Annotated in this window: 15 protein-coding genes; 10 read left to right on the top strand and 5 right to left on the bottom strand. The window is 64.3% G+C overall.

Annotation, left to right across the window (positions count from 1 at the left end):
* Positions 1–14: 14 nt before the first annotated feature.
* Genes OKA04_RS03750 through OKA04_RS03770 form a run of 5 tightly spaced genes read right to left on the bottom strand, consistent with a single transcriptional unit; the run spans position 15 to position 16,130 of the window.
* Positions 15–1,037, bottom strand: a complete 1,023-nt coding sequence (locus OKA04_RS03750) for a peptidylprolyl isomerase (RefSeq protein WP_264499789.1) — start codon at positions 1,035–1,037, stop codon at positions 15–17.
* Positions 1,021–3,636, bottom strand: coding sequence for a Calx-beta domain-containing protein (locus OKA04_RS03755; RefSeq protein ID WP_264499790.1), 2,616 nt, complete (start codon positions 3,634–3,636; stop codon positions 1,021–1,023). The genes OKA04_RS03750 and OKA04_RS03755 overlap by 17 nt, the downstream gene beginning before the upstream one ends.
* Positions 3,637–3,681: 45 nt before the next feature.
* Complete coding sequence (locus OKA04_RS03760; protein WP_264499791.1) at positions 3,682–12,450, bottom strand: hypothetical protein; 8,769 nt, start codon at positions 12,448–12,450, stop codon at positions 3,682–3,684.
* A 35-nt stretch (positions 12,451–12,485) separates the two neighbouring features.
* On the bottom strand, positions 12,486–15,056 hold the full coding sequence (locus tag OKA04_RS03765; RefSeq protein ID WP_264499792.1) for a hypothetical protein: 2,571 nt from the start codon (positions 15,054–15,056) through the stop codon (positions 12,486–12,488).
* Between the two features lie 30 nt (positions 15,057–15,086).
* The gene (locus tag OKA04_RS03770) at positions 15,087–16,130 is read right to left on the bottom strand and encodes a hypothetical protein (protein WP_264499793.1); all 1,044 of its coding nucleotides are present in this window, start codon (positions 16,128–16,130) and stop codon (positions 15,087–15,089) included.
* Positions 16,131–16,415: 285 nt separating this feature from the next.
* Here OKA04_RS03770 and OKA04_RS03775 point away from each other — a divergent pair, with 285 nt between their 5' ends.
* The 10 genes from OKA04_RS03775 (at position 16,416) to urtA (ending at position 23,326) form a co-directional block, all read left to right on the top strand.
* Positions 16,416–16,772 carry a hypothetical protein gene (locus OKA04_RS03775; RefSeq protein WP_264499794.1) on the top strand — a complete coding sequence of 119 codons (357 nt, stop codon included), beginning with the start codon at positions 16,416–16,418 and terminating at the stop codon, positions 16,770–16,772.
* 132 nt (positions 16,773–16,904) lie between these two features.
* A complete protein-coding gene (locus OKA04_RS03780; RefSeq protein WP_264499795.1) occupies positions 16,905–17,354 on the top strand; it encodes an SRPBCC family protein in 450 nt (149 codons plus the stop codon).
* Positions 17,351–17,737, top strand: coding sequence for a hypothetical protein (locus OKA04_RS03785; RefSeq protein WP_264499796.1), 387 nt, complete (start codon positions 17,351–17,353; stop codon positions 17,735–17,737). The genes OKA04_RS03780 and OKA04_RS03785 overlap by 4 nt, the downstream gene beginning before the upstream one ends.
* Before the next feature lie 27 nt (positions 17,738–17,764).
* Positions 17,765–18,181 (top strand): VOC family protein, encoded by a 417-nt coding sequence (locus OKA04_RS03790; protein WP_264499797.1) that lies wholly within the window; start codon positions 17,765–17,767, stop codon positions 18,179–18,181.
* Positions 18,182–18,229: 48 nt separating this feature from the next.
* Positions 18,230–18,661: an urease accessory protein UreE gene (locus OKA04_RS03795; protein ID WP_264499798.1), complete on the top strand. Its 432-nt coding sequence runs from the start codon at positions 18,230–18,232 to the stop codon at positions 18,659–18,661.
* A gap of 145 nt (positions 18,662–18,806) precedes the next feature.
* Entirely contained in the window at positions 18,807–19,445 is a 639-nt protein-coding gene (locus OKA04_RS03800) for an urease accessory protein UreF (RefSeq protein WP_264499799.1), read from the top strand.
* Positions 19,411–20,076 carry an urease accessory protein UreG gene (ureG, locus tag OKA04_RS03805; RefSeq protein WP_264499800.1) on the top strand — a complete coding sequence of 222 codons (666 nt, stop codon included), beginning with the start codon at positions 19,411–19,413 and terminating at the stop codon, positions 20,074–20,076. Before OKA04_RS03800 ends, ureG begins: the two co-directional genes overlap by 35 nt.
* The gene (locus OKA04_RS03810; RefSeq protein ID WP_264499801.1) at positions 20,057–20,911 is read left to right on the top strand and encodes an urease accessory protein UreD; all 855 of its coding nucleotides are present in this window, start codon (positions 20,057–20,059) and stop codon (positions 20,909–20,911) included. The genes ureG and OKA04_RS03810 overlap by 20 nt, the downstream gene beginning before the upstream one ends.
* Before the next feature lie 194 nt (positions 20,912–21,105).
* Positions 21,106–21,948 carry a hypothetical protein gene (locus tag OKA04_RS03815; RefSeq protein WP_264499802.1) on the top strand — a complete coding sequence of 281 codons (843 nt, stop codon included), beginning with the start codon at positions 21,106–21,108 and terminating at the stop codon, positions 21,946–21,948.
* A 118-nt stretch (positions 21,949–22,066) separates the two neighbouring features.
* On the top strand, positions 22,067–23,326 hold the full coding sequence (gene urtA, locus OKA04_RS03820) for an urea ABC transporter substrate-binding protein (RefSeq protein WP_264499803.1): 1,260 nt from the start codon (positions 22,067–22,069) through the stop codon (positions 23,324–23,326).
* The last annotated feature ends 75 nt before the right edge of the window (positions 23,327–23,401 follow it).

Raw genomic sequence — 23,401 nt, forward strand, 5'->3', positions numbered from 1 at the left:
CGAGTGGGAGAGGATCAAGGAGGGGAAAGTTCAGGAACGGCAGGCGCAGGCACGGGTGTGACCGGGAGGGTCACCTTCGCGGCGGCCTCGGCATCGATGGATACCTTGGAAAGCTGGACGGCATCGGCGAGGAACCGCTCCTCGATGGCGCGGCGCTTGTCGCGGACGAGCTGCTGCTGGAGATTCCCCGCCACCTCGTCCATCGGACGCGGGCCGCCGGGCCGCGCGTCGGTTTTCATGATCACATAGAAGCCATCGGCCGCCTCGAGGATGCCGCTGCGCTTTCCATTTTCGAGGGCGCGACCGGCTTCGAGGACGTTGGCAGGCAGGCGGCTTTCCTTCGCATCGCTCTCGATCCAGCCGACATCGCCACCGCGGTAGCGGGAGACCTGATCTTCGGAATGCTGGGCAGCCACCTGGCCGAAGCCTCCGGCGGCAGGTCCCCTGCCCCCGGGTGCGGGCTCCGCGTCGGAAAGCGCGACGGCTTCTTCAAGCTGCTTCCTCGCCTCGCCCTTGCGGGCATCGGACGCCTTCGCATCGGCGGCTTGGAAAAGGATGGCGAAGCGATCCAGTCCCTTGCGGGCGAATTCCTCGCTGCGGGCATCGTAGGCGGCCTTCACCTCCTCATCGCTCACCGTCACCTTCGCGATCTCGGCATCGAGCTCCTTCTCGCGGAGTTGTGCGATGATGACTCCCTGGATGCGTCGCCGCGTCTCGGGATCATCGGCGATGCCGGCTTGCTTCGCCTTCTCGACGAGGGCGAGGCGATCGGCCATCTCCTTCAGCAGCTCCGGGGCGGAGGGCACCGCCTGACGGTTCGCCTGGCGCCATGCGGCTTCTTCAAGGAGGTCCTTGGCCGTGATGGCCTGGCCCGCCACGGTGGCGAGCGCATCTTCGGTAACAGGAGTGCCACCCGCAGTGATCGCCGGCTTCTTGCACTGGCCGAGCAGGCAGACAGTGGCAAGGATGGCAACGGTACGAGGCAGGGAGAGGATCTGCATGGACAGGGCGGAGAAGGAATCAGTCTTCGGTTTCAAGCCGCAGCTTCACGCGCATGGCGGCAACCTTTTCGGCGGACATCGGCTTCTTCGAGCGGAAGACGGCGGCACCGGGATCGTTCGGAGCGACTTGCGAAGTGATGTCTTCGATGACATCGGAGCCGGTCTGCCACTCGCCGAGATTGGTCGAGTACTGGACCTGGTAGGCCATGTCGCTCACCCCGGGCTTCTTGCGGAAGCGCAGCGTGAGGTGGCCATTCTCGACCGAAGCCTTCGGCATGCGGGCGAACATCGAGTTGTCGCCTGGCTGCGTGGTTTGGCTGAAGCCATAGTGAAGCAGTGCCTCGTCCGAGGCGGGCAGGCCACGGGCAGCCAGCCACTCATCATAGCTGAGGCGCTGCGGCACGAGCACCAGGTCAGCGGACGAGCCCGTGCTGGCATAGGCGGCATCCGGCTTCACCGTCATGCGGATCGTCTTCGCGTCCGCACCGGAGAAATTCACCGTCGGCTTCGGGATGAACTCGATGACCTTTGTCGTCTGGCCGGGAGCCAACGTGACATAGGGAGCCACCGTATTGTAGTCCGTGCCGCTCTTCGCCGTGCCGGAGAGCGCGAGCTGCACCGTGACCTCGGGCGCGACCATGCCGCTGCGGCGGACGAAGACGGTGCCCGGAGTGCTTCCGGTGACACCGGCGATACCCTCCACGACCTGCAGCGCGATCTGTGGCTTCAGGTCCTCGATGGTGATCTGCGCGGAAGCCGAGCTACCGAGAAGATAGGAAGAGGAAGTCGCGAGCTGGAAGAAGACAGTCTCATTGAACTCCACCAGCGAATCCACATAGGGCAGGATGGAGATCACCGCCGCGGCCTGACCGGCGGGGATGGTGATGGACGAGCCCACGTTCTCGTAGTCCACGCCATTCGTCGCATTTCCACTGATCACCAGGCTCACGGTGAGCGGCACATCGAGATCGCCCTCGCGGGTGACGGTGAATTGACCGGCCACCGGGCCATTCTCGCTGGCCACCGGAGTGGTCGCCGCGATGCTGACCCGCGACGGCAGGCCGATCACGCCGGTCTCCAGATTGCCAGCGTAGTAGAGATTCAGCAGGTCGCCGGGCTGCAGCGAGGAATTCTGCAAACGGACGACGCGGTCGGTGAATCCGGTGCCGGTGCCTGCCGCGGAGATCTCCATCAATGCGTCCGCGCCGTCGCGGCGGATGCGGACGTAGTCGGTGAGCTTCCGGGAGGTTCCATTGAGGACACCGGAGAGATCGATGAGGTCGCCCTGCGCCGGCGTGAAGTCGGTGATGGTATCCACCGCGGTCGACGTGCCGGTGAAGAGGAAGGAGTCCGCACCCGCACCGCCGGTGAAGGTATTCGCACCGGCACCACCGTGGAAGAAATCCGCCGCACTGCCGCCCGCGAAGGTATCGTCAGCCGGGCCACCGAGGAAGACGTGTGCCTTTTCCTCACCGTAGTGGGTGACGTGCGTGGCGTAGGCAGAGGCCGAGAGACCCGCCGATGGAGCGGAGAGCTTGTGCTTCCCTGCCGTCGCTCCGAGGTCCGCGACGAGATGACCGTGCTGGACGGCGAGGCGGCGAGCCTCGATACGCACGCTCTCCTCGGCCGTGGCCGCGACGAGATTCGCAGCGGGGTCGAAGAGCAGGACCTGCACCGTGCCACGCGATTCCGGGTGGCCGGCGGTCTGGTCGCGCACGCTCACCTCGATGGAGCCGGGGGCCTCGCCCTCGGCATGCTGGAAGACCAGGCGACCCGCCGAGACATCGGCCTGCGTGAAAGTCGCGCCCGTGGCCAGCTCGACCGAAGTCTCGGCCGGAAGGTGGGCCGCATTTCGCAGCACCAACTTCCCGCCCGCAGGCGCGCCATGAAGCGTGTAGGTGAGCTGGGCAGGCGTGCTGTCGCTGTCCACCGTCTCCAGCAGGACCAGCGAATGCGCCTTCGAGTAGGCGATCACCTCGCGGGTCACGAGCAGCGGGTGGGTGCTGTTGTGATCCGGATCGGTGCCGGCGCGGTATTCGCCGAGATTGTTCACGCCGTTGCCATTCGCATCAGCCAGCGCGTCGCTGGCATTCTGCTTGTCCAGGCCGTGCTCGTCTTCCCACCAGTCAGGCATCCCGTCGCCGTCCCGGTCGGGCAAGGCGGCATTGATCTCCAGATCCACGCGCATCGCGGACGCGCGCAGGAGCTGGTCGAGATCGAAGACCGAGGTCGCAGGCACCAGCATCTTCGCCGGTGCCCCATTGAAGGAGATCGACGAATGCGTGGCCGTGGAGGTGGTGGTGCCAAGCGGCAACACCATCGGCGAGGCCTGCTGGCCCAGCATCATCGCCTGGTGCGGGATGCGGACGAGGTAGGAGTAATTGCCGTCATTGAGCGCATCGACCTCTCCCGAGAGCACCACGGCGGAGCCGTCGGGCTTCTGGATGGTCCAGTGCAGCGTGCCCTGGGTGACGAGGTGATCGAGGTTCGGATTCGCACGGTTGAGGATGCGGCCGTAGACGAGCGTCTCCGGCTCGCTGATGAAGGCGTGCGCGGTGGACGATCCTAGCAGAAGCATCGACAGCCAGGTCGCGGCGGTGCGCGCCGGACGGGTGGAGCAGTTCCTGGGAGTCATGGAAAATCGGGGTGGGTATGAGGTGCTTTCGATGTTTCCGTTTCCTCAGCCGCCGCTCTGGCCGTAGGTATCGAAGATCAGCTTGATGTCGGAGACCTGATCGACGAAGCGGTCGAGGCCGACATTCGGGTCCGCATTGAGCGTCGCGCCCGGGATGATGAGCAGCCACTGGGTATTCCAGATCGAGCGGCCCAGCAGGCGGATGTCCGTCGTGGGCTCCTCGACCGAGTCGGGGTAGGCGCGGAAGTCCGAGAACTTCCGGGCGTCGCCGAAGCGGCCGTTCAGGCCGTCCAGCAGCGGGATGTAGCCGCTGGTGGTGAGCTGAGATGAGGTCGCCGGCATCGGGGCGGGAATCTTCTGCTCGACCACCTTCCAGGTCCGGAGGTCGTTCGTGTTGGTCGAGTTCGACACGCGCATGACATCCATGCCCGCGGGGACGAAGTAGACGCGCGGCGTGGCGGACATGTCATTGAGCACGCTGCCGGTCTGGTAGCCGTCGAAGGTCACGCCCACGCCGAAGATCTTCGTCGCGAAATTCGCCACGCTGTAGGCGTGGTCACCGCCGCTCAGAGGATTGCCGAAGAAGTTCTTCCCGGTGCTGATGTCGGAGGAGAAACGCAGCACGATGCCCGGCTGCGGGACCTGCTTCCCGGTCGCGTCCACCGCGGCCGCGAACGGACGGCAGAACTGGCGGAACTCCGCCACCTGCCAGAGGTCGGGCACGCGCGCCTTCTGAAGCTCCTGTCGCCACAGCGTGTCGGGCTCGTCTCCCGGCACGGCGGCCAAGGCGGCCTCGGGAGCTTCCTCGGAATCGAGGATGCGCATGAACTCGCGGCGCATCGAGATGTCACCCACCTCGCGCTGCTCATTGTTCAGACCGATCTGGGTCCGGACCACGTCGTGGTTCGCCTTCACCTTTCCGATCGCCCTGGAAATCGAGTCCAGCGAGCGGGCCTTGATGATCTCGCCGAAGGCATTCACGGGCGATGCCGGATCGGTGAGCGAAAAGTTCGTCTCGTAGTCGTAGGCCGAGGCCGCGAGGTAGGCGTAGCGGGCCGCCAGATCGAAGGCGCTGCGGTAGTTCTGCAGCGCGTGGTTGCGGGCCACACGGAACGTCATGTCCTGGTAGCGGTTCTTCTGGGTCTGCGCGGCGACGCCCTTGTTGAACGCGGCGCGCTCGTCGATCAGGCGTGCGCCTTCGTCGATCAGGGTGCGATACTGGTCGGACAGGGCACGAAGGGCCTGGATCTCCTTGAAGATGGCGATGCGCAGGGTCGCCTCGTCGTTGACGGCGTCTTCCGCTTCCTTCAGCCACTCCTTGATCTGGAGCTTCCGCTCTTCATCCGCCTTGGCGAGATTGAGTTCATTCTCGGCAACATCGAGCGCGATCTCGGCAATGAGCTTGCCGATCGTCAGGCCGCTGTCCGTGACGGTGAATCCCGCTCGGGTGCCGGTGGCCGAGAACTCAATGCCGGAACGCACCATCGCCAGGGCATCGCCGGGGGAGATGGCCAGACCGCCGGTGGGCAGGACGACAGACACGCCCTCGGCGGCAGCATGCGTCAGGTTCCAGGTGAGCTCGTCCGCAGCCTCGACGACCTGCTTCGCGGTCTCGAGGACCTTGATCGTGTTGTTCACCGCATACTTCACGCGGACGAAGACCTCGTCGCGGCCCTGGTTCAGGCCGCTGGTGGTAAGGCGCGCATTCACGAGGCGCAGGACTCGGAGGGCCGACTGCGTGTTCTTGTCCCATGCCGCGACCGCTTCCGCGACCGAGGCTTCCTGCTGGATCATCTGGTTGATGATGTCCTGGAGCTGGCCCGTGGCCGGGCGGCTGCCCCACGACTGCGGAGCCTGGAAGGTGTATCCGGCAGCCGTGACCGGCATCTGGTTCACGAAGTTCGTGAGGTTCACCTTCGGGTTGGTCAGGTCGGTGTAGTTCACCGCAAACATCCCCGTCTTGGTATTGGCGGAGTAGGTCATCGAGTTGCTCGCGTTGGCGAACGTGCTCGCGAAGAGCTCGCGGACCCCCACTTCCACATCCTTCATGGCGGTCGCCTTGTTCAGGATGCTGTTCCCGCTGCCGGAGGGCGAAGACGCGAGGAAGGCATTGTAGAGGGTACCCGATTTGAGGGTCCCGTCTGCATTGAAGGCCGCGAATTCCGCGGTCGGGCCGGGGACGGTGCTGCTGTTGATCTGCCGGATCGGCACATACATGTAGAGCGCGAGGTCCGGGCCATTGTAGCCTGCCGGATACAGCCTGCCCGGGCCGACGGTGCCGTCATAGGGCTTGCCGAAGATCGTGATGAGCTGGTTGCGGTAGGAGAGGTCCTCCTGGAAGGTCGAGTTGCGGAACTCTTCCTCGCTGTTGCCGATCTGGCGCAGCATCTGGGTGCTGGTATTCGCCTGATCCCAGACCTCGGTGGCATTCTCCATCATGCTGGAGGCGCGCTCGAAGATCTGGTCGAAGTGCGAGCGGCGGTCGCCACCCGAGGCGTTCTCGATGAAGGCGGGCTCGATGTCGAACATCTGCGCTCCCTTGGCGAGGCCCAGCGGATTGTAGCCGCGGTCGGCCTGGTCCATCGTGGACTGGATCGAGTTCAGGTTGGCCGAGATGACCGCGATGTCGCCATTGGACTGGCGGTCCACCTTGCGGATGCCATCGAGGGTCGTGTTCGGATGTTGCGAAGGCAGCAGCGCGTTTGCGGTGACCCAGTCGAAGTAGGCACCTTGGCCCGCACGGCGCGACCACTCGTCCACGCCCCAGGCGCGGTCGGCATTGGTATCGGTATAGCCCTGCCACTGCGACTCGGGGTCGGCCACGTAGCGGTTGCGGTAGGTGAGATTCACGATCTCCGCGGCGGCCTTCGCCTTCGCGGCGGCGGTGGTGGCGAACTTGCGCTCGTCGAGGAAGTCCACGCTCAGGACCACGTCCTGCAGGTTGTAGGACTCCGCGCGTGACACCCAGTTGAATGCCGGGTGACGCAGCAGGTCGTAGGTCGAGCGCAATGCCGTGAGGTAGTGGCCCCACGCATCGCCGTGGCCCTGCGGGAACATCATCATGGCGTCGTCTTCATTGATGAAGCCGTCGGCATTGATGTCGCTGATATTGTAGCTCGTCGCGTAAGCCGCTTCGCCCTCGCCCTTGGTGAAGTTCCAGAAGAGGCGATTATAGACCGGGCGGGCGAAGTAGTCATCCACACCGCGGAGCAGCGCGAGCTCCTCCTCGATCTGCGAGGACATCTGGTTCTGGAAGGTGAACACCGACGTCGCGAGGCTGCCGTAGTCCGCGCTGTCGCTGCCGTGGCCGATGGTCGGGTCGCCGGCATCCACGTAGGCCTCGTTGCCGAGCAGCGTGTAGAAGTCGGAGATACGGGTGGCGGCAAGCTGCAGCGCGTTCGAGATCGCCGGCGTGGAGACCGGAGTCGAGAGATCGATGCTCAGGTTTCGTCCACGATTGAGGAGCGTCTGGTAGAGCTCGATCAGGCCGACATTCTCGATGACGTTCTTCGCGGGATTGAGCGCGACCGGGCCTTCGTAGCGGGCGCCGAACTGAGCCACCATCGAGGCGAGCGTCGACGGAGCGTCGCCCTCGAAGTCGCGGATGCGGGCTTCGTAAGGATTCACCGCATCCAGCACGCGCTTGATCCAGCCCTGCGCGAGCTGCGCACGGAAGTCAGGGAAGCCGTCCAGGTCCGCATCCACGAAGGGCTGCGAGTTTCCTGCACCGGCCCAGGTGAAATTGACGCCCTGGCGACCGCCCGGCTGGGTCAGCTTCCAGTTGGTGCCGCTGACGTTGTCGTTCTTGTGGCGATAGCGTGCGAACCAGAAGGTATCGGCGAGCAGGGCCTCCGGAGCATTCGGATTTCCCTTCAGCGTGATCTGGTAGCGGGCCTTGCCAGCCTGTCCGCTGGGGTCCGGGAAGAGCTTCCATGGATTCGGCTGACCGGCCGGGATGAGGTCCGGCGGCGGCACGTTCAGGCTGCCATCGTCCGGGCGATACCACCACTCGAAGACCAGATCGTCGGCATTCGCACCGAAGTCACCGGTGGAGCGCAGGTTAATGTTCTCGTCGAAGACATTGTCGGAGAGGACCGTCTGGACGGAGCCACGGTAGCGGTGCCTGCGGTCCACCTTGACGACGTGCGGCGTGATCGGCGATCCGCCGAGCGTCGGGTCGTTGTTCTCCACCACCGTGACCCAGCTCTCGTCCGGGAAGGGCGAGCCGCTGAGCAGCGTGCCGGTCGGATTGAGGAAATCACCGTTCGGCACCAGCGCGAGGCCCGGGCCGTAGGCGCGCATCGGCGTCGGAGTGGTGGTGGTCGGGTAGAGCACGTTGCCCAGCTCGTCCTTCAGGATCTTCCCGTCCGGACCGTAGCGGGGCAGTTTCATCAGGCCCGTGAGGTATTCGCCGGGGTTGCCGGGCAGGCCTTCGGGATTCCGCGAGGCATTGTAGAGGGCATTGACGGCACTCGCCCACGAGGTGCGGGCGGAGGAGCTGACCTCCACCAGGGCGAGGATCGCGTCGCGCTCCTCCGTGGTCAGGATGTTCGGCTCGAGCGAATAGACTGCCGGTGGCGAGGCGGTCAGCGTCGCATTACCAATGTCCTTGTCATTGAGCAGGCCGCTGAACTCCAGCACGCCCGGCACCTGGCTGGTGACGCCATTGACGGTGACGGGACGGGTGGAAAGCGGGTCGTAGCGCAGGCGCTTCTGCAGCGACGCGGGCAGGTCATTGAAGACATACTTACCCTGCTTCACCGTCGTGCGGCCGCTGGCGGGCTGCAGCTCGGAAGGGAAGCTGCCCACGGCGAGAGGAGCGAACCGCTTGTCGAGCGCCTGCACCACGCGGGCGGTCCAGCGGCTCTTCAACTGTGCGGGGATGGCATCCGGATTCAGCGAGTCGAAGACCACCTCGGCGGAAGCGAAGGCAGTGAGCTGGGGAAGGCCGGGCGTCTGGACGGTGGTCGAGACACCGTTGTTCACCACCACGCGCGTCGGATTGTCGGCGCGGTATTCGCCGCCGGAGAAGGTCAGCGTTTCACCGGCCTTCAGCACGGCAGGATTGTCCGGCCACTCGGACTTGTAGATGACGCGGGTGGGCAGATGCTGCTGGAGATTGCTCGCCACCGCGCTGGTCTTCACCGCGGAGGGGAGGAATGCGACGGAGTCGCCCACGCCCGGGACCTTCGGATTACGGGAAGCATCGTAGGCAGCGGTGTAGGTGGCGCCATTCTTGTCCACCTTCACGGGTGGGACCTGCACCGTGGGCGGCCACCAGAAGTCGGGAGCGAGGGGATAGTAGAAGGAGACATTGAACCACGCCCTGTCGCCACCGGAGATCGACCAATAGGAGCCGCGCCAGTCTTCCCAATAGGTCTCTTGGGAAAGGATGTTGTTGCCAAAGGTCTCGGGAGCCGGGCTGGCACCGATGGCGACGCCGAGCGGGTAGAACGGGATGACCGGCTCGCCTGCCTTCATCGAGACAAAGGGCTGGCTGCGCAGGCTGGTCGTGCTGGCCGTGAAGTTGTTGGCGAAGCGATACGCCGGGTTCTCACCGTTGGCGCTCTCCTTCTTCACCGCATACGCCTTCATCTTCACCTCGTCCGCGGCCACGTCGAAGAACTGGGCCAACACGTAGGGGTGCGAGGTGTAGCGCGCATCCCCGTTGGTGACGGAGGGATTCGAATAATTCAGGTCGCCGGTACGCAGCGCGTAGATCGCGGGCGGGCGAGGCGAGACATCGAGGAAGCGCAGCGAAGGCGCGACCAGCGCGTGCTCTTCATTCGGGTTGTATCCCGGTGCGTTGAAGTCCGGCTGGTTGTAGATCTGCACGGCCTGGATCCGGGATGGATCGTAGGACGTGGCCGCAGGAGTGGTGCCGATCGCCGGGGCGACGATCTGGTCCTGGTTGATGCCGTTCTTGCCATCGCTGCCGAGCTGGCTGGCGACGACGATCTGCGGCAGCGTATTCGCGGACGGCCACACGGGCTTGTAGATCCGCGAGACGTAGGGCCAGAGGATGGTATCATTGGTACGAGGGTCGTCGTACCAGACCACGATCGGCAGTTCACGATCCGGCACGCCGGGGTGCTCGTTCACCGGGATGACCGGGCCGGGCAAGGCCGCCTTGTTCAGCACCTTCAGCGAGGAGGCATCGGCGCGCAGCAGGGCCATGTCATAGACATCTTTGGACGCGATGCCGTCCATCTTCCCGCCGTTGTAGATGAAAGGATTGTAGCGGGCCCGTCCGGAGAGATCCAGGACGTAGCCGGTGCCGAGATTCGCGCGGTCCACTGTTGGATCGAGGATCTTCTCACCGACGGTGACCTGCTTCGGCACGGGAGCCAGATCGACATCCCAGGGACGCGTATCGACCACGCGGACCTGGAGGAACTCACGGGGCTGGCCGCGGCCACCGCTCTGGAGCTGGGAGAACAGCAGCACCGAAATGCCGGGACGTTCGGTGATGAACTTCTTGTTCGCATCCACGGACGCACCGGCGGTGGAGTACTTGATCGACTTGAAGCTGAAGCTGTCCGTGGGGTCCGGATCGAGCGCGACGGCGGGTGCCCCCTGAATGTGCGGGTAGTGACCGCGGATCTTGCGCGCGGAATCATTGGGAAGGGTCGCGACCACGCGGACTTCCACCGGATTGCTGGTCGGGCTATTGCCCGGACGCCATGGCACCGTGAAGCGGCCCGGGATGGTGGGGAAAAGCCGGGCACTCACCGGGTCCCACTCCGCCATCATCTCCGCACCCGGGGCAGCACCTCCGGGCGCGATTGCGATCGCCTCCGGAACCGCATTGATGATCGGGTTCGGCGCCTGCGTGAACATCGAGGCGTAGGCGGGGTAGTCCTCGAAGCAATGCTTGCCGATGATCACGTTCACCACGATGGCACCGGCTCCGTAGCGCCACATCATGCGGACGGGGCGCTGGAGATTCATGATCTCGTAGCCGAGCGAGGCTGCCGGGCCATTGCTCAGCCAGGTTGCCACCGGGCCACCATTGACCACCGCCGGGCTGCCGGTGGTGGGCAGGCTGCTGGACGGGTCGATCTCGCCCATGGCAGCGAAGTAGTAGCCGTCACCATTCACCCAGCCCGTCGCGGAAAGGCCGTTCTCGATCGGCTCCTTCTTCGCGGTGACCACCTTCACCCGCGTGCCGGGGTCGAACCACGAGACGCCGTCCTGCACGGTGCGGTCCACGTCGCCGCCGGGAGTGACTTCATAGACTTTCGCGAGGCCCACGCGGTTCGGGTCATCGGCATTGAGACGCACCCCGTACTGGATCTGCCAGACGTAGGTGATGCCCGCCGGGCCATACATCAGGAAATTCGGCTTCACCTGCTGGCGCGGCTCGACGGTCGGGAAATTGAACAACTTCACGTACGTCACATTGCGCCACAGCCCCTTCGCAACCGGAGCGGTGGTGAAGGGGACGTTCAGCGTGAAAGTGTTTCCGGCGACGGACTTGACCGTGAAGGTTCCGTTGTAGGCCGCTTCACTGCTGCCGGTGATCTCAATCGAGTCTCCCACCCGGACCGTGTGGGCCTGGGAATTGGTCACCATCGTGTCGGTGCCATTCGCAGCATAGCTGATAACGGTGCCGACCCCCTGGGCGCGGATGTCCACCAGGTCCGGCGCGAGGCGGACGCTGTTCTGGGTGCTGCTGACAAGATTGTTCGGCGGGCCGTAGGCACGGTAGCCCTTCACCACGTGGCGGATGTCGAGGCCCGGGTGGCTGAAATTATCGAGCACGAAGCCATCGATCTGCACGACCGGCTGGCTGCCCTTCAGCACCCACTGGCGGCTGGCCGGCGGGCTCGGATTACCCGAGGCATCCGATGCGAGGGGACCCGCCCACGGCGTGCCGGCGATGACCTCCTGGCTCTGGGTCTTGCTGAAGTCGTGGCGGACGGTCAGCGCATAGTAGTGCTGCCACTTCACCTGCACGTCGGTATCGCGCGAGATCTCGAAGTCGTAGTTCGTCGGGTCCGCGGTCTGTGCGATGTTGTTCACCGACATGCCGATCGCCACGAAGCGCTCCTCGGCCTGGTTCTTAACCGTCTCCGGGTCGGTGATGTACTGCGCGTGGATGTTCTTGAAGACTTCCGGCTGCGCGACGATCTGGATGCGGTCGCCATGAGCCACCTCGATCCGGTTGTACTCGTTCTCGTTGGAGGCGATGACGATGCCGTCCCGCTTCACGACCACACCGCGGACTGGCGGACCGCCGCCTTCTTCCTCCGTGCTGATCACTCGCAGGATGCGGCTGGGTCCACGGAAGGCGTAGGCATTCTGGTCATCCGGCAGCGGATTCGGGAAGCTCGGGAGCGTGCGCGAGGCCTTGGCCGCGCCAGACCATACCGTGGCGACCGAGTTCGGCGTGTTGCCACCCAGATTGAAGAAGACGTTCTTGTAGTTCTGGACGTCATTGTGCCCGTCGGTGTCCACGTCCACCTGGAAGCTGAAGGTCTCGCCCGGTCCGAAGTTCGTGAGATCAAACGCGACCTTGTCGCTCCGGTTCCCGCTCGTCGGCTCGGTGCGATTCGCCGTGCCACCTGGAGGAGGCGTTACGTTCTGCTGGTAGCCGTCGAAGTTCTTCGCGGTATTGCCGATGGTGAACTCGAAGCGGGTGATGTCCAGGTTCGGCGAGTTGTTCGTCACCGAGATCGTCGGCTCGTTCGTGTTGCCCTCGATCTTCACGGTGAAGAGAAGATCGGAGACGTCCGCCCGCGCGGTGGACGCGGCGGCGAGGCCCAGCAAGAGGCCGGCAAACAGCGTGCGGAATTTCGGAAGCGGGATCATGGGAAGGTGAGAGCGAAAGCGTGAGGGGGAGGAACTCAGCGACCGTTGAGGGTATCGATCAGGCTGATGCGATGGAGCTGGAAGGTACCGGCCACCTTGAGGCCGATGTTCTTGGAAGGACCGAGCGGCTTGTGCAGACCGAAGATCTCCTCGGCATAGGTGCCGGAAATGCGATCCACGCCGTAGCCGGTGCGCGAGAGCATCTCACCGTCGGTCGCCTGGAAGCTGAGATTCACCAGGCGGCGGATGTCGATGCCGCTCGTGTGGTCCGGGTGGCGGCGGTGGCGGAAGGGATTGGTGGGATGATTCGCCGGGAGGACGATCTCCGTGGCGATCGAGTCGCCGAAATCACCGGTCATCGGCAGCTCGGTCAGCAGGGAGCGCGCGGCTGTCGAGAGCACGGAGGAGAGCGCATTGATCGCGGCCTCCGTCGCCTTGTCCTTGATCGAGGCGGTCGTGGCCAGCAGGTCGGCCTTTTCCTTCAGCGCCGCGGTGGCCGCAGCTTCAGCGGCGATGGCCACGCTCCCGGAGAAGGTCGAGGAGCGGACAAAGTCGCTGTAGTCCGTGGATGGCGTGGCGGTCGCGCGAGGATAGCGCGCCACCGAGTCGGACAGCGCCGCGCGGCCCGCGGCCTCGGCCGCCGCGCCGATCTCGATGGCCAGCGGTGATGCAGAAAGCGCGGCCTCGGCGATGATGCTCGAAAGCACGACCTCCAGCGCATCCGGTGCCCGCGTTTCAGGGAAGTCCGATAGCTTGGTATTGGCAGCCTGGGTGCGTGCGGCGGCCACCTTTGCCACCTGGTCGAGCGCGGCGCGGATCGCGGCGGTCCTGCGCCACTGCCCGCCCGGGGCAGGTGCCCAGGTGCCCTTCACCCCGGGATCGCCCGTGGTGCTGTCCCACGGGATGCCGATGGAGAAGGTGCCGGAGTCGATAACCTCGACCACTTGCTCGCCATTGTAATCCTCCTTCGCGGAGCCCGAGATCACGATGCGGTCGCCGGTCGAGAGACCGTGGTTCGCGAAAGTGATACGCGTCGGCACGGAGGCCGGAGGGGCGATGCCGTCGATGGCCTTCGGCAGGTCCCAGCTTCCCTTGACCGCCGGATTTCCGCCAAAGACGACCGGGATGGTGAATGAATCGGCATCGATGCGGGTGATGACCTTCGACCCGTTGTAGGACGCCTGGCCGGAGCCTTGGATGTCGATGGCTTGGCCGTTGTTCAGGCCATGGTTCGGGCTGACGACCTTGAGCAGGGTGCCGCCCGGCGCGCTTTCGAAATTCGTGATGCTGCCCGACTTCACCGACCACAGACCGCGGTCCACCGGATCGGACGAGAACACCACCGGGATGGTGAAGGTATTCGCATCCACCACGGTGATGAGATGGCTGCCATTGTAGCCGGCGAGCGAGCCACGCACCGTGATGCGGGTGCCGTCGGCGAGGCCGTGGGCGGGCGAGGTCACACGGACCGGAGCGATCTGGTCGGATGCCGCGAAGCCACCGATGGCACCGCCCGTCACAAAAGGCGTGGCGAGGCGGATCTTGTTGTCATCGATGCGGGTGACCTTGTGCAGGCCATTGTAGGAAGACAGCCCTGCCCCCTGGATCGCGATCTCATCCCCAGTGACCAGACCGTGCGCGGGCGAGACGGCAGCCACCGCTGCTCCGCCATTGGCAGTTTCAAATCCGGTGATCGGAGCGAAGGGGATGCTCTCCGCAGTGCTCGCGGCCTTCGCGGCGGCATCGGTGATGGCATCTCCGATCAGCTCGCTGGCGAGGAAACGCTCGTAGCCCTGGCTCGTCTCGATGAAGGAGGCGGCGGCATTCAGGGCCGCTTGCTCGCGCTGCTGCTGCGTGGCCGTGGAAGGCAGGGCGGCAAGCGTGGCCTGGATCGCGTCGAGGACCTCGGTCCCGCGCGTGTCCTGATAGAAAGAGCCGCTCTTGAGTGCGTCTGCCGCGGTGCGCGCAGCAGAGGTGGATCCACCATTCGCGATCGCGCGGACCTTCGTCGCATCGAGATGATTCCTGAGAAAGGTGGTGAAAGCCTGGGCCGCGTCCGCTTGGGCGATCACGGGGGTGGCGGCATTCTGGGCAGCGGTCTTGATGGTGGCCTTCGTCGCGCCCGACTGGGTCGCGGCGGTGGCAGCGGCGGAGGCGGCACGCTCGATGACGGCATTCACGGCCGCGGTCGCCTTCGCATCGCCGAAGTCGAAGACCGCGCTGGAGATGCGGGTGGCCGCCTGTGGAGGGAAGGAGCCGTAGAGCCGCTCATCCGTCACCAGCGCCATATCGCTCTCCGTCTTTTGCAGGTCGGCCTTGCGGGCGAGGATGGCCACCTGCTTCAGCAGGCTGGCACGTCCCATCGCATCGACGTGGACGATCACGCGGAAATTCGCAGCGTCGAAGGTCGGCGTCGGCGTGGCCGGGTCGGGTGCGCGCGGGATATTCTGCGCGTCGAGCGGCACGGTCACCTCGTTGACCTTGCCGAGCGCCACTTCCCCCACCCAGAGGCCGCGGTACGGGCTGGATTCGGCGGAGGAATTCACCGCGGCTGCGGTCCAAAAGGCACACGCCAGCAACGAGGAGAGAGAAAAAGACAGCTTCATGTCGCGAAGGAGGAGAGGGAAGAGATCAGATCACTTGCCGAGATCGTCGCGGCGGCCCGACACCGGCACCCAGGTCTCCGTCCCGAGGTCGGTGGTGATTTTCAGGAGCGAACCCTGCAGCGGGCGGAGCAACTCGCCGCTGCGGCACTCGAAGGGGACGGCAAAGGCACCGGAGATCTCCAGTGCCGGCAGGGGCTGCTGCCATCCAGATGCCGGGAAATTCACGGGCACCGATTTCACCGGAGCCGCGGGATCCCCGAAGGTCTTGATCAGGATCGAAAGCGGCAGCGGCGAAGCGTCGCCCGCCACGTGATGGATGGTCGGCGTAAGGGGATGGGGAGCCTCATTCCGGAGCGTGAGCTCGGCGACACCCCGTCCGAGGGCGATTCTACCGCCGGAGGCCTCCGCACGCAGCGGGCCCTGATAAGTCGAGGGGCCCTTGCAGTAGATCCAGAATGCCTCGCCCGAGCGCATCGCCTCAGCGGTCGGCTGGAGCACCTGCTTCCACCGGCCGCTGACGAGCCGGTAGATGGCTTGGTTCTTGTGAGCCTTCGAACCCGCGAAGAATTGCGCGAAGGTCGGGCCTCCGACCGCGGCCACCGGGAAGCCGGTGAAATTGAAAGTGTCCGGCTGCCATGTCACGGCGTCTCCCGTCACCCGGCCCTTCGCGCTCCATTTGCAGTCGGACTTCGCGTGGATGAGATAGGCGCGGTTTCCGTTGATCTCGTCGAGCGACTTCAGGAAGGCCTCCGGCAGCTCCGATGCATACCATACGCCCCAGCCCTGTGCGCTGGTCAGGCTAACCGCGGGATCGGAGACAAACTGCTGGTTGCCCGGGTTTTTAAAGAGAGTCGCGACCTTATCCACCGGCAGTCCCGAGAATACCGTCGCCGGTGCGCCATCCGCCGGATCGACCTCCAGATAAACCGCATTCCACCCCTTGTGCAGGGAGATTTCCTGTGTTCTCTGATGACCGGGAAACTCGTCCTGGGCATGAAGGGACGCGCTTCCCGCGACAAAAATCGACGACAGGACGAAGTAACGGGCGTACGCCCGAAGCTTGGCTCGGATCATGGAGGAGGAGGAAATGAGGAGGAAAAACCACCAAACCCGGCGTGGAAGATATGGGTTCCGCCAGAGCTCTGCGCATATTTACTAAGGAATCTCGCTCACAATCAAGGATTCTTGATCATTAAGCTGATTTTCCCCCTTCTCGTCCGAAATTTCCTCCCTTGTTTATCCCCGGGACAGTGGCCGTTATTTGCCCCTGTTATCCGGCTTCTATTCGATAATTCCCGGTGTGAATTCGGGCTGACTTGGCGCTTCTCACCCGGAGGCGCACTCCCCTAGGCTGGGGCCATGCGTATCCATCTCGGCACTTGGGCCCTCGTCGCGATCCTGACCGGCTGCGGCGGCACCGGCATCCCCACGGACGGCAATATCCAGTCCGAAGACCCGGCCGAAGGAGGCATCTCCGAGGTGCCGAATCCCTCCCCCGCCATGGCGGCGAAGAGCGGCACCCCGCTGGAGCGCCTGCAGCACGGCCACGTGACCTACATGCTGAAGTGCGGCGAATGCCACAACTACATGATGCCAAAGGATCTGGATATCGACGAGTGGGAAGACACCATGCCGAAGATGATCCGCCACGCCGGCCTCGCATCGGAAGACGAGAAGGCCGTGCTCTCCTATGTGATCGCGGTGAAGGCGATGTGAGCGGCACCTCCGTCCGGGAAGGAAACTCGCGGTCCGTGACACGGCCGGAGTTTTACCGCGCGGATTTTTGTGCTGAGTGTGTCTGGTTCCGCCGTTCCCAGACGTCTGGAATGTGAAAACGCACTTCCAGCCATGTCCGACACGACTCCTCCCGCCATCGTTTCCGCCCGCCTGCTGCCCTTCCCGCGCAGTGAGGTCTTCGCGGCTTTCCGCGATCCCGCCCGGCTCGCCGAGTGGTGGGGACCTGCCGGATTCACGAATACAGTCCACGAATTCGACCTGCGTCCGGGTGGCCGCTTCCACATCACCCTGCACGGGCCGGACGGCTCGAACTACGAGAACGAGAAGGAATTCATCGAGGTGGTGGAACCGGAGCGCGTCTCCTTCCGCCACTACCAGCCGATGCATCACTTCACGATGACGCTCACTTGGGACGAGGAGGCCGATGGCACCCGCCTGACTTGGGTCATGGCCTTCGAGCCTGCGGAGGCGGGGGAAAAGATCCGCGAATTCATCCTCAAGGCGAACGAGGAAAACTTCGACCGTCTGGAAAACCACCTGAACCTGAAAACCACGCCATGAAATACCTGCCCTGTATCGCCGGAGGCCTGCTCGGGGCCTTGTTCCTGATGGCTGCCTCGATGTTCTTTTTCAACCTGGGACCTGCCCAGCCGCCTCCGCCCGAGGGATCTTACGTCGCCCTTTTCATGGGAGGATTCGTTCCTTCGGGCTACCTGGCCTTTGTCAAATCTCTCCAGATCGTCGGTGGCATCCTCGTCGCCATTCCAAAGACACGGAACTTTGGTCTGCTCGTGCTCGGCCCCATCATCGTGAACATCATCGCCTACCACGCCTTCATCATGCAGGGCGCGGGCCTCACGTCCCCGATGCTCATCGCCATCTGCCTGCTCGCCCTCTACCTGCTCTGGGACGCCCGGAAGAAATTCGCCGGGCTCGCCAATTGATCCGCCATCCCCTTTCCGACTCATCCCATGATCATCCAGCCCTATCTTTTCTTCGACGGTCGCTGCGAGGAAGCCCTCGCCTTCTACCAAAAGCATCTCGGTGCCGAGGTGATTTCGTCGATGCGCTTCAAGGACAGCCCCGTGCCGCCGAATTGCGGGCCGGGCGGAGGCACGCCGGATCCCGAGAAGATCATGCACGCCTCCTTCAAGCTGGGGGAAAGCATCATCATGGTGTCGGACGGGAACTGCGAGGGTAAGACGAAGTTCGACGGCTTCTCCCTCTCCATCACCGTGAAGGATAAGTCCGAGGCGGAGCGGATCTTCGCCGTGATGAGCGAAGGCGGACAGGTTTGCGCGCCGATGACGGAGACCTTCTTCTCGCCCGCCTTCGGCATGCTCATCGATCCCTTCGGCGTGTCATGGATGGTGCTGGTAGGACAGTGACGCGGAGCAATCCGGCATGACGTATGCTCATGGAGGGGGAACCCATCCATGCAGCTCGTCACACGCATGCTCGCCCCCGCCTCTTCCCGCCCGCCGGAGGAGCAGGTGGTACTGGCCGCGGAGCGCAGGCAATTCCTGAAACGCCGCTGGCGCGGAACAGCGGAGGATGGCACCGAGTTCGGCTTCGACCTGGAAAGCCGGCTCACCGACGGCGGCGTGATCCACCATCACGAGGGCAAGGACTATGTCGTCCGGCAGCTTCACGAGGTGGTCTATGACATCCCTTTCGAAAGTCCCGCCCACGCCGCGCTGGTCGCGTGGAAGACCGGAAACCTGCACCTGCCCGCGCAGATCCTGCCCGACCGCATCCGCGTGCTGCATGACGAAGCGATGGCCCAGTTGTTAGATCGGGAAGGCTGGGCCTTCACCGAGCCAGCCGTGCTCTTCCAACCCCTGAAAGCCATGGCCCATGCCGTCTGAGCCATCATCATCAGGTGGCGGGACGGCTGCGCCGTTCCGTTGTGAAGGGCCCGCCCATTCCCCCGCGCCTCAATCCACGGACCCGCACTTCCCAGCCGGAACAACGCAGTCGTCCCGCCACGAGGGAGATGCGCTGCTATGGCTGATGCAGGCCAATGACTCCCAGTATCCCTCGGGCGCGTATGCCCACTCCTACGGCCTGGAGGAGCTGGTGGAGTGCGGTGTGGTGAAGGACGCCGCGGGACTGGAGAGATTCCTGGAAACGCAGGTGCTGCCCGCCCTGCTCACCTTCGACCTCCCTTTCTTCGTCAGTGCCCACGAGGCGGCGATGAAGGAAGATGCCGCGCGGCTGTTAGAGCTGGATGCCGAGCTGGATGCGTGGCGCTTGCCCGCGGAGACGCGCGATGCCTCGCGCCGCATCGGCTCGCGGCGGCTGGAGCTGCTGCGCCAGCTCTCGCCCTCCGCGCTGGTGGAGAGCCATCACGCGGCGTGTCCCTTCAGCCACCATCTCGTGGTGACGGCCATCGAGCTGTCCTCGCTGCCGGTCGCGCTGGCCGCGCGTGCCTTCGCCTTCCAGACGGTGACCGGTTTCGCGACGGCATCGATGAAGCTCCTGCGCATCGGCCAGACCGCGTGCCAGGGCATCGTGCGCCGCACGCTCGATCACCTCGGTGCCGGGCTCGACCGCTCGCTCTCCCGACCGGCCGACGGCTGGTTCAATCCCTTGTTAGAAATCGCCTCGCTCCGCCATGCCCGTGCCGACGCCCGACTCTTCATTTCCTGACGCCAGCTCCACCCCGGCCTCCGCTTCCAAGCGCCCCTTCCGCCTCGGCGTGGGCGGGCCCGTGGGCTCCGGCAAGACGATGTGTGTGCTGCGCCTGTCGCAGTGGCTGAAGGACGAGCTCTCGCTGGCCGTCATCACGAATGACATCTACACGCGCGAGGACGCGGAATTCCTCCTGCGCGCCGGTGTGCTGCCCGCGGACCGCGTGCGCGGCGTGGAGACCGGCGGCTGCCCGCACACCGCGATCCGCGATGACATCAGCATGAACATGGCCGCCGTGGTGGACCTCGAGCGGGCGCATCCGGACCTGAAGCTCATCCTCATCGAGAGTGGCGGCGACAATCTCTCCGCCACCTTTTCCCCGGAGCTGGTGGACGCCTACATCTACGTCATCGACGTGGCCGAGGGCGACAAGATCCCGCGCAAGGGAGGCCCGGCCATCCGCACCAGCGACCTGCTGCTCATCAACAAGACCGAACTGGCCCCCTACGTTGGCGCGGACCTCGACGTGATGGCGCACGACGCCGCCAAGCAACGCGGCACCCGGCCCTTCCTCTTCGCGGACCTGAAATCGGAAAAGGGCAAGGACGACCTGCTGGCCTGGCTGAAGCATGAGTATCTCTTCGTCTGACGGTAGCGGCATCACGGGCCGCAGCATCCGCGGCCACCTGGACCTCCGCAGCGATGTGCGGGGCGATGGCACGCCGTATCTCTCGCGGCAGTCCTTTCGTGCGCCGATCCATCTGAGCAAGGCTCACGTCGAGTCCGGCTCCTTGCTCGTGCAACTCGTCAATCCTACGGCGGGCTTCTTCGATGGCGATCGCCTCGACCTCGACGTCACCGCGGGGAAGGACAGCCGGGTGGTGCTCAGCACGCCGGGTGCCTCGCGCGTCCACCGTGCCCGCAGCGAGACGCCTGCCATCTGCCACCAGCGGCTCACCGTGGAGAGCGATGCCTTCCTCGAGTGGATCCCGGAGCCTTTCATCCCGCAGGCCGGGGCACGCTACCACCAGCGCACGGAGATCCGCCTCGCGGAGGATGCCGGGCTGCTCTTCTTCGAGTGGATCGCTCCGGGCCGCGTAGCGCGTGGCGAGGTCTTCGCTTACGAAAGCCTGCGCTGGGAGCTGGATCTCATCGCGGCGGACAAGCTCGTCGCCCGCGAGCGCTACGAGCTCACCCCGCATGACCACAGCCTCGCCGCCTTGCGAGAGCGCTTCCCCGCCGCGCACTATGTCACCGCCTACGTCGCCGGCATGGATAAGGAATCATGGCCTGCGGAAGATTTGGATAAGTTCAATGACGAGCGGACCTATTTCGGACACGGACCGCTGACAGGAAACATTCACATCATCCGCTCATTGTGTGCCGATAGCTTGGCGGCACGTGCATTGATCAGTGGATTGCGTACTCTGATTTATCAATCGGCGGGCAAATCCTTACCAAATTTAGGTAGATTCATCGCCTGATTCAAATTTTAACGCGATCTTTCCTGCGTATTGACGCCTCTTTTCTGAAAACCATGAGGGCAACTCATGCGCCTATCAGTTAGATCGGATTCGGTTTCTTGTCATGTACATCCCACAGTTGGCACGGGTGGCCATGCGAATGCTCATGCGGTTATGCGGGGAAGTATCCCCGTACAAAACCATACCGAACATCCATGATGAAACCAGTGAAGTCCTCCGCATTCACCTGCGCCCTGATCGCCTCCCTCCTCGGCACCGCCGCCTCCATGGCGGGTGATGCCCAGACCACCACCACGACGATCACCACGCCGGCTCCGGAATCGAAGTTCTCGGGTACGCTCAATCTCGACCTCAACTCGCACTTCATCTCCTACGGCAATGACGTGTGGGCCGATGGCAACAGCTGGGACGGAGGCACCTTCAATCCATCACTGGAACTCACCTGGGCGCTCCCGGGCAACTTCTCCGCCATCCTCGGCACCTGGTGGGACGTGAATGGCAAGCCCGCCGGCACCGACCCCGTGGGCGGCAATCTCCAGGAAGTCGATGTCTGGGGCGGCCTCGGCTACAAGATCGGCGACCTCTCCATCACCGCCCTCTACCAGGCATGGCTCTACGGTGAGGAGACCGAGGAAATCATCGACCTCAAGTTCGCCTACGATTGCTTCCTCAGCCCGTCCATCCTCATCCACAACCGCATCGACGCGGGATTCGCCGGTGTCCTCGGTGGCAATGAAGGCACCATCGTCGTGGCGGGCATCTCCCACTCGATCGAAGCCGGTCCGGTCACCTTCTCCTTCCCGCTGAATGTCGCCTACTTCTTCGAAGACGACTTCCACCCGGCAAGCACGGACGATGGACTCGGCTACGGCTCCTTCGGCGTGACCGCCACCTACGCCCTCGACTTCCTCGGTGAAGACTACGGCAAGTGGAACCTCCACGGCGGAGTCACCTACTACGTCACCGATGACGATGTCATCGGCAATCCGGACGATGAGTTCCTCACCGGCACCATCGGCATCGGCTGCGCTTTCTGAGCCCCTCCCCCTTCCTTGGTATCATAATCGGTTGCAGCGGGAAGGTCCGTTCCCGGTTCCATCCAGGAACGGGCCTTTCCCCCGCTTGCGGCCAAACCCAAACCATCTGCTAACAAAAATGACCCGCTCCCTTTTCCAACGCCTGCTCGCCAGTGCAGCGCTCTCGGCCGTCCTCTCGGCCGCCCCCACCCACGCCCAGGAGACCGTGAAGGTCGGCGTGCTCCACTCCCTCAGCGGCACCATGGCCATCAGCGAGACCTCGCTGCGCGACGTGCTGCTCTTCGCCTTCGACGAGATCAATGCGAACGGCGGCGTGCTCGGCAAGAAGATCGAACCCGTCGTCGTGGACGGCGCGTCGAACTGGCCGCTCTTCGCCGAAAAGGCGAAGCAACTCCTCGACGTGGACAAGGTCGCCGTGACCTTCGGCTGCTGGACCTCCGTGAGCCGCAAGTCCGTGCTCCCCGTCTTCGAGGAAAAGAAGGGCCTGCTCTTCTACCCCGTGCAGTACGAGGGCGAGGAGATGTCCAAGAACATCTTCTACACCGCCGAGGCCGTGAACCAGCAGGCCACCCCGGCCGTGGACTACATGCTCGCGGAGGGTAAGAAGAAATTCTACCTCATCGGCTCCGACTACGTCTATCCGCAGACCACGAACCTGGTGCTGCTGGAGTATCTCCTCAGCAAGGGCGTCCCGCTCGAGAACATCGGCGGCGGCTTCCGCAAGGAAGGCGACGAGATCGTCTCCGCGGGCAAGTACACCCCCTTCGGCCACACCGACTACCAGCAGATCATCGCCGAGATCAAACAGTTCGCCGCCGGTGGCAATGCCTGCGTGATCAACACGCTGAACGGCGACACCAACGTGCCCTTCTTCAAAGAATACGCCGCCGCCGGTCTCACTGCCGAGACCTGCCCGGTGGTCAGCTTCTCGATCTCGGAAGACGAGTTCCGCGGCCTGCCCGCGAAGCAACTCGTCGGCCAGCTCGGCTGCTGGACCTACTTCCAGTCGATCCGCACCCCTGCGAACAAGAAGTTCACCGACGGCTTCAAGGCCTGGCTGAAGACGACCAAGACCCCCGGCATCGTGAAGGAAGGCCGCGTGACCTGCTCGCCCATGGTCCTGAGCTATGACGGCGTCTATCTCTGGAAGGCCGCGGTCGAGAAGGCCGGCTCCTTCGACGTGGACAAGGTGAACGCCGCGCTCGAAGCCGGCATCTCCTTCGAGGGTCCGGGCGGCAAGGTCACCACCCAGAAGAACCGCCACCTCACCAAGAACGTCTACATCGGCGAGACGCGCGCCGACGGCCAGTTCAAGATCCTGAAGGAATACAAGGGCGTCGTCGGCGAGCCCTTCCTGAAAGGCACCTACAAGAAGTAATCAAGCAAAGCCTCCCCCCCGGGCAACTTTCCTCCCCCCACGACAGTCGCCGCCAGCCCCGTCCCGCCCACCCGC

The organism is Luteolibacter flavescens (genome assembly GCF_025950085.1).
Classification (GTDB): Bacteria; Verrucomicrobiota; Verrucomicrobiia; order Verrucomicrobiales; family Akkermansiaceae; genus Haloferula; species Haloferula flavescens.

Coding starts and splice junctions, on each gene's coding strand:
- OKA04_RS03755 (WP_264499790.1), bottom strand. CDS start 3,636: ATGACTCCCAGGAACTGCTCCACCCGTCCGGCGCGCACCGCCGCGACC.
- OKA04_RS03760 (WP_264499791.1), bottom strand. CDS start 12,450: ATGATCCCGCTTCCGAAATTCCGCACGCTGTTTGCCGGCCTCTTGCTG.
- OKA04_RS03765 (WP_264499792.1), bottom strand. CDS start 15,056: ATGAAGCTGTCTTTTTCTCTCTCCTCGTTGCTGGCGTGTGCCTTTTGG.
- OKA04_RS03770 (WP_264499793.1), bottom strand. CDS start 16,130: ATGATCCGAGCCAAGCTTCGGGCGTACGCCCGTTACTTCGTCCTGTCG.
- OKA04_RS03775 (WP_264499794.1), top strand. CDS start 16,416: ATGCGTATCCATCTCGGCACTTGGGCCCTCGTCGCGATCCTGACCGGC.
- OKA04_RS03780 (WP_264499795.1), top strand. CDS start 16,905: ATGTCCGACACGACTCCTCCCGCCATCGTTTCCGCCCGCCTGCTGCCC.
- OKA04_RS03785 (WP_264499796.1), top strand. CDS start 17,351: ATGAAATACCTGCCCTGTATCGCCGGAGGCCTGCTCGGGGCCTTGTTC.
- OKA04_RS03790 (WP_264499797.1), top strand. CDS start 17,765: ATGATCATCCAGCCCTATCTTTTCTTCGACGGTCGCTGCGAGGAAGCC.
- OKA04_RS03795 (WP_264499798.1), top strand. CDS start 18,230: ATGCAGCTCGTCACACGCATGCTCGCCCCCGCCTCTTCCCGCCCGCCG.
- OKA04_RS03800 (WP_264499799.1), top strand. CDS start 18,807: ATGCAGGCCAATGACTCCCAGTATCCCTCGGGCGCGTATGCCCACTCC.
- ureG (WP_264499800.1), top strand. CDS start 19,411: ATGCCCGTGCCGACGCCCGACTCTTCATTTCCTGACGCCAGCTCCACC.
- OKA04_RS03810 (WP_264499801.1), top strand. CDS start 20,057: ATGAGTATCTCTTCGTCTGACGGTAGCGGCATCACGGGCCGCAGCATC.
- OKA04_RS03815 (WP_264499802.1), top strand. CDS start 21,106: ATGATGAAACCAGTGAAGTCCTCCGCATTCACCTGCGCCCTGATCGCC.
- urtA (WP_264499803.1), top strand. CDS start 22,067: ATGACCCGCTCCCTTTTCCAACGCCTGCTCGCCAGTGCAGCGCTCTCG.